This window comes from Shewanella sp., from assembly GCF_047975355.1.
GTDB lineage: Bacteria > Pseudomonadota > Gammaproteobacteria > Enterobacterales > Shewanellaceae > Shewanella.
Window position 1 is genome coordinate 1 of sequence record NZ_JBKEDJ010000053.1, and the last position, 12,844, is coordinate 12,844.

Sequence of the window (12,844 nt, forward strand, 5' to 3'; positions counted from 1 at the left end):
AAAGCGCAAGGCAAGACGTACTACTCGCACTCAGGCTTCCCTGGTGGCATTAAGCAAATCAGCTTTGAAAAGCTGCAAGCTCATAAGCCAGAAATGATCATCGAGAAAGCAGTTAAGGGTATGTTACCAAAAGGTCCTCTGGGCCGTGCCATGTTCCGTAAACTGAAAGTTTACGCTGGCGCAGAACATAACCACGCTGCACAACAACCTCAAGTTCTTGATATCTAAACGGGATTAAGCAAATGGCTGCAACTCAGTACTACGGCACTGGCCGTCGCAAAACCTCTACAGCACGCGTATTCGCTAAAGCTGGTAGTGGCAACATCGTTGTAAATCAACGTCCTTTGGACCAATACTTTGGTCGTGAAACTGCTCGTATGGTTGTTCGTCAACCATTAGAGTTAGTTGAAATGACTGACAAACTGGACATCTATGTAACTGTTAAAGGCGGTGGTATCACTGGCCAAGCAGGTGCAATCCGTCACGGTATCACTCGTGCTCTGATGCAATTAGATGAAGCTCTGCGTCCATCATTACGTTCTGCTGGTTTCGTTACCCGTGACGCTCGTAAAGTTGAGCGTAAGAAAGTGGGTCTACGTAAAGCACGTCGTAAGCCACAATTCTCTAAGCGTTAATACGTTTTGGAATCTCAAAAAACCCAGCTTATGCTGGGTTTTTTATTACCTAAAATTAGTTATCCTCGCGTTAACCATCATTTTTTAGGTTAGAAAAATTCTAAGAGAGGGAAAATGAGCTTACAGTTATTTATGGTGGCCGTGGCATTGGTGTTGATTTTGGAAGGTGTGGGGCCATTGTTATTCCCCAATAAATGGCGCCATTACTTGAACGAATTATCCAATCAAAATCAACAAGTTTTGCGTAGAATCGGTGGTTCATTAGTCACCGCAGGTGTGGTCATTTTGATTATTTTTTCATAAATGCCTTACCACTTGCGGTTTAAAATCTGTTAGAATTCTTTTTTAACCACAACCTTGCAGCAAACAATGGGCAAAAACGTAGTTGTTCTCGGCACCCAATGGGGTGACGAAGGAAAAGGTAAGATTGTCGACCTTCTAACAGAACAGGCAAAATATGTAGTTCGCTACCAAGGCGGTCACAACGCGGGTCACACTTTAGTGATCAATGGCGATAAGACCGTACTTCATCTGATCCCATCAGGCATCCTACGCGACAATGTGAAATGCATTATCGGTAACGGTGTGGTGCTTGCACCAGACGCACTGATGAAAGAGATCAACATGCTCAAAGAGCGCGGTATTCCTGTTGAGGAACGTCTGCTGATCTCTGAAGCATGTCCGCTGATCCTACCATTCCATTGTGCCTTAGATATCGCTCGCGAAAAAGCGCGCGGTAACAAAGCTATTGGTACTACGGGTCGTGGTATTGGTCCTGCGTATGAAGACAAAATTTCCCGTCGCGGTCTGCGTGTTGGCGATCTGTTCAATGCTGAACTATTTGCTGAAAAGCTGAAAGAAGTTATGGCATATCATAACTTTATGCTGACAGAATACTACAAAGTTGACGCCGTAGATTACGAGCAAACACTGAGCGATGCGTTAGCCTTAGCAGACTATCTGAAGAGCATGTGTGTTGACGTAACAGAACTGTTGGATAACGCGCGTAAAGCGGGTGAGCCAATCCTGTTCGAAGGTGCACAAGGTACACTGTTAGACATCGATCACGGTACTTATCCGTTTGTGACTTCGTCAAACACAACCGCAGGTGGTGTGGCGACAGGCAGCGGCTTCGGTCCACGTCATTTAGACTATGTCTTAGGTATCATGAAGGCATACACCACTCGCGTGGGTGCTGGTCCTTTCCCAACTGAACTCTTATGTGAAGTCGGTGATCATTTAGGTACTAAAGGTCATGAGTTTGGTGCGACTACCGGTCGTAAGCGTCGTCCAGGTTGGTTAGATGCAGTGGCAATGCGCCGCGCAGTACAAATCAACAGCGTAAGTGGCTTCTGCTTAACTAAGTTAGACGTACTCGATGGCCTGAAAGAAGTGAAAATCTGTGTGGGTTATCAACATCCAGATGGCAGTATCTCTAAGGTTACGCCTTTAGCGGCTGAAGGTTATGAGCAGGTCACGCCTGTTTATGAAACTATGCCAGGTTGGAGCGAGTCTACTTTCGGTGCGACCTCTTTAGAGCAGTTACCGCAAGCAGCTATCAACTACATCAAGCGTATTGAAGAGTTGTTAGAAACGCCGATCGACATCATTTCTACCGGTCCAGACCGTAATGAGACGATGATTTTAGTTAGCCCGTTTAACTAAAATCGTAAAGGCCGTGTTTCACGGCCTTTTCTTCCTTTGTTGTTCCTTCCTGTTTGCTTTCTGTGGTTAGAAATTCGGCTTGAGCTCAAGAAATAGGTTATACTGCCGATGCAAGTATTCACCCTATTGTCATTGAGAGTCGTTATGCTACGTACTGCATTAGTTGCACTGCTGCCCTTAGTATCTTCAATGTGCTTTGCTGAAACACAGGCGGTGGATATTTATTCGCAAGATCAATTGCTTGAAATGATCCGCGGCGAAAAATATCTGGCAAAAGTGAAGCAAGATGACTGTCAGTTAGTGCAAGATATCGAAGCGCGCGCAGAAGTCTTAAAGCAGCCCCTATATCAGTTTCTGTGGGGGGAAATGCTCAACCATGGCACCTGCGTAAAAGCCAATGCAGTCAAAGGGATGGGATTATTGCAAGAGGCGGCCGAGCAGGGCAGCCCCGAGGCCATGGTGAAACTTGCCGAATATTATCAAAATGGTAAGTTTGTTATTCGAAATAAAGACCGTGCGGTCAATTATTTATTACCCGCGGCGGCGAGCGGCAGTTTAGCCGCTCGGATGATGTTGGTACGTTTATACGGTGAAGGTTATGGTAGTCCAAGGGATTACGAAATGGCCTATAACTGGTTATACAACAATGTATTTACCGATGAGGCGACTAAGAAAAAAGCCTTGTCATTACTGCAGGTGTTAGCCGCTAAAATGCCCGCCAGTGCAGTGGCGCGGGCCCAGCAAGAGCACTTGCGAACCCGTTGAGATGTCTCTACAGATAGAGACAGAAATATTGGATATTGAATGATCAAAGACCCTCATTTCGAGCGTGAACTGGATAAGTACGAAAACCCTATCCCAAGTCGTGAGTATATTATCGAGTACTTACGTTCTCAAAAATCACCTATTACCCGTGACAGCATCGCTGTTGCACTACAGATCCACGATGAAGAACAGTTAGAAGCCCTACGTCGCCGTTTACGAGCGATGGAGCGTGACGGTGAACTGGTTTTTACCCGCGGTCAAAGCTATGGCTTACCTGAAAAAATGGATCTGATTTCCGGCACAGTCCTTGGGCATAGAGAAGGCTACGGCTTCTTTAAGCCTGACGAAGGTGGCGACGATTTATTTATCTCAAATCGCGACATGCTGATGTATTTTCATGGCGATAAAGTGCTGGCACAAAAAGCTGGTATGGATCGTAAAGGCCGTCGCGAGGCCCGTATTGTCCGTTTGATCCAGCCGCGCAGTGCCGCCATTGTCGGACGTTTTCATGTCGATAGCGGCATGGCATTTGTGATTGCCGATGATAAACGCATTACCCAAGAAATTTTAATCGCTAGTGAAGATCGCAATGGTGCCCGTCAAGGTGATGTAGTCGTGGTGGCGTTAACCCGTCGCCCTGGCCGATTCGTTAAAGCCGCCGGTAAAGTGACTGAAGTGCTCGGCAAGCAAATGGCGCCGGGAATGGAAATCGAGATTGCACTGCGTAATTACGATCTCCCCCATACTTGGTCGGCAGCAATTGAAAAGAAATTGCGCCGTATTCCCGATGAAGTGACCGAGGCGGATAAAGTCGGCCGTGTCGATTTACGCAATCTTCCGCTAGTGACAATTGATGGTGAAGATGCACGCGACTTTGACGATGCAGTGTATGCCGAAGCTAAACCCAGTGGCGGTTGGCGTCTATGGGTGGCGATTGCCGATGTCAGCTACTACGTGCGTACCGATTCGGCTTTAGATACCGAAGCTCGCGCCCGTGGTAACTCAGTGTATTTCCCGTCACAAGTGATCCCTATGCTGCCGGAGAAGATCTCTAACGGCCTGTGCTCGCTCAATCCTCATGTCGATCGTCTGTGTATGGTCGCGGAGATGACGATTTCGGCCCGCGGTAAGCTATCCGGCTATAAGTTTTATCCGGCGGTGATGCATTCACATGCGCGCTTCACTTACACTCAAGTGGCAGCCATGCTCGAAGGTGGACCGATTGCGCCTGAACATGAAGCGCTATTCCCGCATCTGCAATGTTTACAGTCGCTCTATTTAGCGCTCGATGAACAGCGCGCCGAGCGTGGTGCGATTGCCTTTGAGACCTTAGAAACGCAGTTTATTTTTAACGACCAGCGCAAGATCGATAAGATCGTGCCTAGAGCGCGTAATCAAGCTCATAAAATCATTGAAGAATGTATGATTTTAGCCAACGTATCGGCCGCTAAGTTTGTGAAAAAGCACAAGGGTGAAATCCTCTACCGCGTGCATGAGTCGCCTTCTGAGCAGAAACTGGCAAACTTTAAAGAGTTTCTGGCCGAACGTGGTTTAAGCATGGGCGGTGGACTCGAGCCAACGCCAGCGGATTACCAGAATGTGATGCTGCAAATCGCCGATCGCCCCGATGCAGAGCTTATTCAGGTTATGCTGCTGCGCTCAATGCGCCAAGCAATCTATACACCTGATAATGAAGGTCATTTTGGTTTGGCACTGGAAGAATATGCACACTTTACCTCGCCTATTCGCCGTTATCCTGACTTAGTGCTGCACCGCGTGATCCGCTACCTTCTGGCGAAGGAAAAAGGTGAAGCCAACGAGAAATGGACTCCCGATGGGGGCTACCATTATCAGCTTGATGAGTTAGATCTATTGGGTGAAGAGTGCTCTAACACCGAGCGCCGTGCCGATGAGGCAACGCGTGATGTAAGCGACTGGCTGAAATGTGAATTTATGCAGGACCATGTGGGTGACACCTTCGAGGCGGTGATTGCCTCTGTCACTAACTTTGGTTTATTCGTTCGCTTAAATGACTTATTTATCGATGGTTTAGTGCATATTTCTAGCTTGGGCAGCGATTATTATCAGTTCGATCCTATGCGTCAGCGTTTGATTGGTGAGCACACTGGGCAAGTCTATCAGGTGGGTGACCCAGTCACGGTAAAAGTGGCTGCAGTGAACTTGGATGATAGACAGATTGACTTAGTCATGCTTGGCGACAGCGGAAAAGGCGGTCGCCGTAAGTCTGCGCCGAGTCGAGAAAAACCGATGACAGCGCGTGAGCGGGTAAACCGTGAAGGCGCCAAAATGGCTAAGGCAGCTAAATCGACAGGCACTAAAGCGAAAGCCGGCTCAGACAAAGCTGGCAGCAAATCTAAGTCTAAAGCTGGCACTAAGCCTAAGAAAAGCGTTAAAGATTCGGCGAAGAAGCCAAAGGCCGCAAAGCGGAGCACGAGAAAGAAGTAAATGAAAAAACAAGATATTATTTTTGGGATCCACGCGGTTGAAGCGCTGTTAACACACAGCCCAGAGCGCATTATCGAACTTTGGTTGTTGCAGGGCCGTGAAGATGAGCGCTTAACCCCGCTTATTCGCCAAGCTAAGGCCTTTGGGACTAGCATCCAAGTCACTTCACGCAAAGTGCTGGACGATAAAGCCGAAAGTACTCAGCATCAAGGCATTGTTGCCCGTGTAAAAGCGGCCAAAATCTTGGCAGAGCATGATTTAGATGAGCTGTTAGCTAAGACAGACTTACCGTTTTTATTGATTTTAGATGGCGTTACCGATCCGCATAATTTAGGTGCTTGCTTACGTAACGCCGATGCGGCGGGTGTGCAGGGCATTATTGTGCCTAAGGACAACTCTGTAGGCTTAACGGCTGTGGTCAGTAAAGTGGCCTGCGGCGCCGCCGAAACTGTGCCCTTATTCCAAGTGACAAATCTTGCGCGTACCATGCGTCATTTGCAGGAAAAGGGCGTATGGATTGTCGGCACGGCGGGCGAAGCGGATTGCGAGCTGTATCAAGCCGATCTCAAAGGACCGCTGGCCATTGCAATGGGTGCCGAGGGCAAAGGATTACGTCGCCTAAGCCGCGAATGTTGCGATACCTTGGTTTCTATCCCGATGGCGGGGAGCGTTTCTAGTTTAAACGTGTCGGTTGCCACGGGCATTTGCTTATTCGAAGCCGTGCGTCAGCGCCGTAGCTAATCGAGTCATCCAATAAAAAGACGGCCAAGGCCGTCTTTTTTTTATCATTTTTTCGCAGAGCTTAACTGGCCTTGATCGCATCCTCTTGCTCATAGCTTGATGCTGTTAAGGCAAGTTCTTCATCGTCAGTCGGTTCCGGTGACACTGTTGATTCAAGCGAATCTATATCAAAACTAAAGGCGAGTTGCTGCTCATACTCAGTGTCACTATAGTTATCGGCATCTTCATCATCAATAGTGACTGCCATTTGCTCCTGAACAGACTCGACATCGACCCTAGGATCGAGCGCTGCCACCAGTGGCGAAGAAACTAAATCGCCTGTGGCCATAATGTAGTCTTGGGTGACATTGGTTTCGGCTTTTTGTTGCGAGTGAACATAACGCAGGCGTAAGAACAGGATGAGGGTACAGGCCGACATAAAGCCGTAGAGCATGCTATTGCCGAGCCATTGCATTAGGGTTGAGGCGATAAGCGGGCCGATACTGGCACCTACACCAAAGGTCAGCAAAATGGTGGCCGACAGACCGACCCTTTCACTCTGCTCTACACGGGAGTTGGCCAGTGCTGTCGCCAAGGGGTAGAAAGTAAAGCCAAGAATACCGAACAGGAAAGTCATCACCAGTGATACCACGGGATGATAAGGCGTGAGGGCGATACCTAATGCCAAGATCCCAAGCAGTACACAGTTAATGCGGATAAGGCGACTGCGGGACATGATGTCGGACAATTTCCCCATTGGCCATTGGGCCAGCAGACCCGCGAGAATCGTGGCTGTCATATAGGTGGCGACTTTCTCAGGCGGTAAACCTAAGTTACTCGCATAGGCGGGGGCCAAACCATAAAAGGAGCCGACAATCATGCTACCTATGGCGATGGTGGTCAGCGCCTGCGGTGCTTTTCGCCAATAGTGGGTGATTTTTAAGGGCGCAGGTACCAGTGGCGCCGGGTGAATACGGCGAGTTAACGAAATGGGGACGATACACAGGGCAAAACAGATAGCGATCAGCAATAACGGCTCTAGGCCGAGTTCGGGATAGAGGCTGATGGCCCCTTGACCCAATATCAAGCCGAAGTACGAGACAATCATGTAACTGGCAAACACTGTGCCGCGTTGGCTGCTTTCGGCCTGCTCATTGAGCCAGCTTTCGAGCACCATGTATTGGCACATCATACCCATACCTACGATAAGTCTTAGGAGGATCCAAACCGCTAACTCATCCACCAAGGCATGACCGAGGGCTGAGGCGGCAACAATCCCCGCGCTGGCGACAAAAGCACGAATATGCCCGACTTGGGCTATCAAACGGTGGCCTATCTTCGAGCCTGCCACCAGACCGACGTAATAGGCCGACATCATGCCGCCTATCCATAACTGTGGAACGTGCATCACCGACAGGCGCAGGCCTAAATAGGTGGTGAGTAAACCGCCTGCCAACACAGTTAATAGAGTCGTGCTATATAAAGAGGCGAAAGTGCGTAGCGGATTTGCCATTAACTACTCCTTGTATGATTGCAGGGAGATTATATCAGGAGTTGGTGTTTATTCCGTGTTGCAAAATATTGGGGTTTAATGACTAATTTATCGTTTTTCTGCGTAGGTCACTAAATTGCACTGAACTGAGGTTTGGCTGACATATATATATCGCTTCAGCCAAACCACTGGGTATCCCGATTATCTAAAAGTGTAGAGCAGGTTAAAGGTGGTGACTGTGTCTGTCTGCTTACTGCCCTCGGGCACCACTTCGGTGTATTTGATATTCATGCCAATCTTAAATGCCCAATCCTGAAACACTAAATTCTTGTAGTTCATATCGAGGGTGAGAGTATTGTTATTTTCGCCCACCTCGGCGGTGAGATCCGCATTGATGCTGGTGTATTCCTGCAATTTTTGCGAAAACTTAGCTGCAGTACGCAGGATCACATCCTTCTCGGCGGCAGGATCTGGCTCTGTTACCGATTCCGCAGGCAGGTTGTATCGATAACCTGGGCCGATTTCTAGGCTTAGTTTGGTCTTATAGCTGCTGATGGCATTAAAACCATAACCCGAAGATAGGGTTGAGATTTGGGTATAACTACCAAACTGATCCCAAGTAAAGTCGCCACGGCCAAAGATATAGCCCTTGGTGAGTTTATAGTTGCTCTGGAGTTGGAGTTCGTACTTTTCTGAGGTGGTTTGGTTTTTCTCTGAAGCAAAATAGGCTTTTAGCGTGGCTTCTTGTTTCGTTTGCTTGGCATCATAAATCAGCTGGGTGCGACCATTAAAGCTGCTCGACTCGGTATTGCCCGTGTTCAACTGTAAGCCCGCTTCGACTTCTGCGGTAAAATCGCTTGGCGGTTCCTGATAATCGGGAGGTACAAGCGCAAGTGCCGGAAAAGATAGGCAAAACAAACTCACGGGTGCGATAACTTTTAGCATTATAATCTGTTCTTGAGTGGCTGATGTCTGATATCCGATTAGGGGTGAGGCGTCATCATACCCGTATTGAGGGATGAGGCAAAGTTATTGCTTGAGTTTCACGTCTGCTTTCTGTACTATCTCGCGCTCGAATCAGTCACTATTTTCGTTCCTTGCCTCCACTTGGTCTGACTGAGCCAATAACGAGGCTACATAACCGTAAGGAGCAATAAATGCGTCATTACGAAATCGTATTTATGGTTCACCCAGATCAAAGTGAACAAGTACCAGGTATGATTGAGCGTTACACCGGTGTTATCACCGAAGCTAACGGCAAAATCCACCGTTTAGAAGATTGGGGCCGTCGTCAACTGGCTTACCCAATCCAAGACCTGCACAAAGCTCACTACGTTCTGATGAACGTTGAAGCACCAGCAGAGACGATTGAAGAGCTAGAAACTGCTTTCCGTTTCAACGACGCAGTTCTGCGTAACATGGTAATGCGTACTAAAGTTGCCGTTACTGAAGCATCTCCAATGGCGAAAGCTAAAGATGAGCGCGATTCACGTCGTGGCCCAGCTGGCGACCGCTCATATGATGAAGCTAACGCTGAAGAAATCGCTGAGTAAGTTTATCTGTGACCACCAATAACTTGGTGTTGTCAGGAACCATAACCCGTTCCAGACGCTTTAAAAGCCCGGCAGGCATCGCACACAGTGTGATAATGCTAGAACACAAATCGCAGCGTTATGAAGCAGATATGCTCCGCAACGTCTACGTACAAATACAAGTGATATTGAGTGGCCCACGCTTTGAAAGCGTGGCAGATAATCTGAAAGCAGGTGTGGAAGTACAAGTTCAAGGTTTTATGACGCTTCAACAGGGGCGCAATGGCCAAAATCGCTTAGTCATCCATGCCGAAAATGTCGAATTGAAAACTTAGGAGACTGTCAAATGGCACGTTATTTCCGTCGTCGCAAGTTCTGCCGTTTCACCGCTGAAGGTGTTGCAGAAATTGATTACAAAGATATCGTTACTTTAAAGAACTACATCACTGAAAGCGGCAAAATCGTTCCAAGCCGTATCACTGGTACTAGTGCTAAATATCAGCGTCAACTAGCTCGCGCAATCAAGCGTGCTCGTTATCTTTCTCTACTGCCATACACTGATTTACATCAGTAATTGCAGTATTCCTAATCGAATATAGAGGATTTGATAATGAACGTTATTCTGCTTGATAAAATCGCTAACCTGGGTAACCTGGGTGACCAAGTTGCAGTTAAAGCTGGTTACGCTCGTAACTACCTGCTGCCACAAGGTAAAGCTGTTGTTGCTAACGAAAGCAACGTTAAAGTATTTGAAGCTCGTCGCGCTGAATTAGAAGCTAAATTAGCTGCTGATCTGGCTGCTGCTAACCAACGCGCTGAAAAAATCGCTGCTCTGGAAGCTGTTGTTATCGCTTCTAAAGCGGGTGATGAAGGCAAACTGTTTGGTTCAGTTGGCACTCGTGACATCGCTGATGCAGTCACTGCTGCTGGCGTTGAACTGGCTAAAGCTGAAGTTCGTTTACCATTAGGCGCTCTGCGTACTACTGGTGACTTCGAAGTTGAAGTTCAGTTACACACTGAAGTTAAAGCTGTTGTTAAAGTATCTGTTGTTGCAGAAGCTTAATTACTAACAGCTTTAAATGGAAAACACCGCTTCGGCGGTGTTTTTTTATGGCTGAATTTAGGATTTAAGGATATTTACTACTGTTTTGATACCAGCTCTACTATGGGGGGAAGTGCCAGTGATATGCAGATACTCATTCTGCACTAAAGTAAATGCGTTTCTAGAATACAAGCCAAAATAAAAGCCGCTTACAGTAAACACTGAGCGGCTTTTTGTCTAGAGCAGCCTATCGCTCAGGGGATTAATTTCTCACTAACTCGAGTTCTTTAATTAAATTATCAGCATGGTCGACTTCATCCATCATCCACAGGATATAACGAATATCCACGTGTACGGCACGGGTGATGGTGGGGTTGAAGAACCAGTCCTTGGTGATAGCTTCATAGGTGGAGTCAAAGTTAAGGCCGACGAGTTCGCCTTTGCCGTTAAAGACGGGGGAGCCCGAGTTGCCGCCAGTGGTATCCACGCTCGACAGGAAGTTAACTGGCACAGAGTTAAATTCTTCTGGCTTGTCTAGGCAAGAGAATAGACGGCAAATCCAGCCGCGTGGATCTTGGTAAACAGATTGCACTAAGTGGTCGCCAAAACGCTGCTCATGAATTGCATCGAGCAGTTTTTTCGGTGCGTTATAGGGTTCAACACCTGTGTGCTTGGCTACAATACCATCGAGACGAGTAAATGGCTGCTTGTAGAGGGCATCACGAGATTGATAACCATCAACCATGCCGTAACTGATGCGCAGGGTACCGTTTGCATCGGGATACACTGGCCAGTTGTTGGCTTTGTAGTAGTCGATAACGGCTGCCATGTAGGCTGGACGAGCGGTAGACAGTTTACCTGCAAGGATTTTTTCCGCTTTTTCCTGTGCCATATTGGTGTCGTACAAAGCGACTGCTAGGCGGATAAAAGGATCGCTGCTGGTTTCAAAGGCCTTCGCATCGGCGTCCATCCACGCCAGACGTTGTGCTTGGTCGGTTAGAGTAGTCAGCGAATAAAGGCCATCGAGTTTTGCTTCTAGACTGACGTTTTTATCGTCTAAATTCAGCATATTGTCTAAGGCAGTAACGCGATTTGGCTGTGACAAGTAGGCATTTAAGTCTTGTAACCAAAGGGTTTTATCGACTTTGACATCAAAGCTGGAGTCGATACGCTTTAAGCGCGAGCTGAACATGGCTAAGTCGCGCTCTTGGAAACCGATTTCACGCTCAGCATCACTCTTTTGCTTTTCCTTGGCTAAACGATAGAGATTGTTGGCCGCAGTGAGTAAAGTGCTCGATTGGGCGTTGGTGAAGTAATAATTGGTTTGGGTTTGCAGTTGCTGCTCGGCCAATAAGACTTCAAGCTCGCTGATAAGATTCTGATTAAGGCTGGGATTTTTATTTAACCATGCCAGAAAGTCATCTTCGCGTTGCTGCTTAATACCCACGATATCCGTAGCTTTAAAGCCTGCCAGCAGACCGTTGAGTTTTTTCATCCGGTTAGCCATAGACGCCATATTGCCTGCATATTTAATGGCGATATCGGCATCTTCCTGACCCATGGCTTCAATAGTATCAATCTGTAATTGATAGCGTTTTGCCTGAGTTGGATACAGCCAGTCGCTGGCAAATTTAAGCTCGCTAGTGAGATTGTAACGACTGGTGGTGCCTGGATAGCCCGCCACAAATACGCCGTCGCCCGCTTTTACGCCATCGGCGTTCACTTTAAGGTAGCTCTTTGGCGTGTAAGGGATGTTATCTTCGCTGTAGGCCGCAGGTTTACCATCTTTCCCCACATAGGCGCGCAGGAAGGCAAAATCGCCAGAGTGACGAGGATACTCGTAGTTATCGATATCACCACCGTAAGCGCCAACGCTTTCTGGTGGCGCATACACCAGACGCACATCGCGGATCATCAATTGTTTGATTAGGTAATATTCTAAGCCATTGTGGAAGCTGCGGACGTTACAGCGGTAGTTATCATCGGCCTCGCAGCTCTTGATTAAGGCCTTGCTGTGGTTTTCGATTTCTTCGTAGCGTTTGAGCGGATCTTGACTTAAGTCTTTGGTGATCTCGGCGGTGACATTGGTCACGGCTTCGGTGATGTATAAACGCTCGTTAGGGCCTGCCGACGGTTCTTTATCCATCGAGGTGGCTAAAAAGCCCTGTTCGAGATAGTTATGTTCTTTCTTAGTGTTATATTGTATCGCCTTGTAGGCACAATGATGGTTTGTCACAACTAGCCCTTGGGGCGAGACAAAACTGGCGGTACAATAGCCCAGCCCGACAACGGCATTCATAGGATAACTTGTGAGATCGGCTAATTTATCAGCGGGAATATCAATTCCACGCGCGCTGAGTTTGTCTGCAATTGAAGGCATTTGATAAGGTTGCCATTGTCCTTCATCGGCTGTTGCAATGCCGGAGGTCAGTACTAAGGTTGCAACCAATGCAATACGCATGTTCTTTCCTTATTTTTAGTTAGAGTGTCCGTTGAAATGAGATAACAGGCGAATGTAAACGGCCTG

Annotated in this window: 14 protein-coding genes; 11 read left to right on the top strand and 3 right to left on the bottom strand. The window is 47.6% G+C overall.

All coding sequences use genetic code 11. The features are described from left to right. The 7 genes from rplM to rlmB form a co-directional block, all read left to right on the top strand. Positions 1-228: 50S ribosomal protein L13 (rplM, locus tag ACK5NH_RS14255; RefSeq protein ID WP_416921093.1), on the top strand; the 228-nt coding region annotated here is incomplete at its 5' end. 14 nt (positions 229-242) lie between these two features. Then, positions 243-635: a 30S ribosomal protein S9 gene (gene rpsI / locus ACK5NH_RS14260; protein WP_006083052.1), complete on the top strand. Its 393-nt coding sequence runs from the start codon at positions 243-245 to the stop codon at positions 633-635. A gap of 114 nt (positions 636-749) precedes the next feature. Beyond that, on the top strand, positions 750-938 hold the full coding sequence (locus ACK5NH_RS14265) for a DUF2065 domain-containing protein (protein WP_416921094.1): 189 nt from the start codon (positions 750-752) through the stop codon (positions 936-938). Positions 939-1,004: 66 nt separating this feature from the next. Beyond that, on the top strand, positions 1,005-2,300 hold the full coding sequence (locus ACK5NH_RS14270; protein WP_416921095.1) for an adenylosuccinate synthase: 1,296 nt from the start codon (positions 1,005-1,007) through the stop codon (positions 2,298-2,300). Positions 2,301-2,408: 108 nt separating this feature from the next. Beyond that, positions 2,409-3,065 (top strand): flagellar protein MotX, encoded by a 657-nt coding sequence (gene motX / locus ACK5NH_RS14275; RefSeq protein ID WP_416921096.1) that lies wholly within the window; start codon positions 2,409-2,411, stop codon positions 3,063-3,065. Positions 3,066-3,104: 39 nt separating this feature from the next. Continuing rightward, entirely contained in the window at positions 3,105-5,531 is a 2,427-nt protein-coding gene (rnr, locus tag ACK5NH_RS14280) for a ribonuclease R (RefSeq protein WP_416921097.1), read from the top strand. Then, positions 5,532-6,272: a 23S rRNA (guanosine(2251)-2'-O)-methyltransferase RlmB gene (gene rlmB / locus ACK5NH_RS14285; protein ID WP_416921098.1), complete on the top strand. Its 741-nt coding sequence runs from the start codon at positions 5,532-5,534 to the stop codon at positions 6,270-6,272. Positions 6,273-6,333: 61 nt separating this feature from the next. Here rlmB and ACK5NH_RS14290 read toward each other — a convergent pair whose 3' ends face one another. Then, positions 6,334-7,764: an MFS transporter gene (locus tag ACK5NH_RS14290; protein ID WP_416921099.1), complete on the bottom strand. Its 1,431-nt coding sequence runs from the start codon at positions 7,762-7,764 to the stop codon at positions 6,334-6,336. A 180-nt stretch (positions 7,765-7,944) separates the two neighbouring features. Continuing rightward, positions 7,945-8,688, bottom strand: a complete 744-nt coding sequence (locus ACK5NH_RS14295; RefSeq protein WP_416921100.1) for a DUF481 domain-containing protein — start codon at positions 8,686-8,688, stop codon at positions 7,945-7,947. Between the two features lie 212 nt (positions 8,689-8,900). On the opposite strand from ACK5NH_RS14295, the gene rpsF reads away from it, so the two are divergent. From rpsF to rplI, 4 genes are read left to right on the top strand one after another with little or no spacing between them, the layout of a single operon-like run. Then, positions 8,901-9,296: a 30S ribosomal protein S6 gene (rpsF, locus tag ACK5NH_RS14300; protein WP_011623998.1), complete on the top strand. Its 396-nt coding sequence runs from the start codon at positions 8,901-8,903 to the stop codon at positions 9,294-9,296. A gap of 8 nt (positions 9,297-9,304) precedes the next feature. Then, complete coding sequence (gene priB, locus ACK5NH_RS14305; RefSeq protein ID WP_011073673.1) at positions 9,305-9,610, top strand: primosomal replication protein N; 306 nt, start codon at positions 9,305-9,307, stop codon at positions 9,608-9,610. Positions 9,611-9,621: 11 nt separating this feature from the next. Beyond that, the gene (rpsR, locus tag ACK5NH_RS14310; protein ID WP_006083042.1) at positions 9,622-9,849 is read left to right on the top strand and encodes a 30S ribosomal protein S18; all 228 of its coding nucleotides are present in this window, start codon (positions 9,622-9,624) and stop codon (positions 9,847-9,849) included. A 36-nt stretch (positions 9,850-9,885) separates the two neighbouring features. Beyond that, the gene (gene rplI, locus ACK5NH_RS14315; RefSeq protein ID WP_011623996.1) at positions 9,886-10,338 is read left to right on the top strand and encodes a 50S ribosomal protein L9; all 453 of its coding nucleotides are present in this window, start codon (positions 9,886-9,888) and stop codon (positions 10,336-10,338) included. Between the two features lie 241 nt (positions 10,339-10,579). Here rplI and ACK5NH_RS14320 read toward each other — a convergent pair whose 3' ends face one another. Next, a complete protein-coding gene (locus ACK5NH_RS14320; RefSeq protein ID WP_416921101.1) occupies positions 10,580-12,778 on the bottom strand; it encodes a S46 family peptidase in 2,199 nt (732 codons plus the stop codon). Positions 12,779-12,844 lie beyond the last annotated feature (66 nt).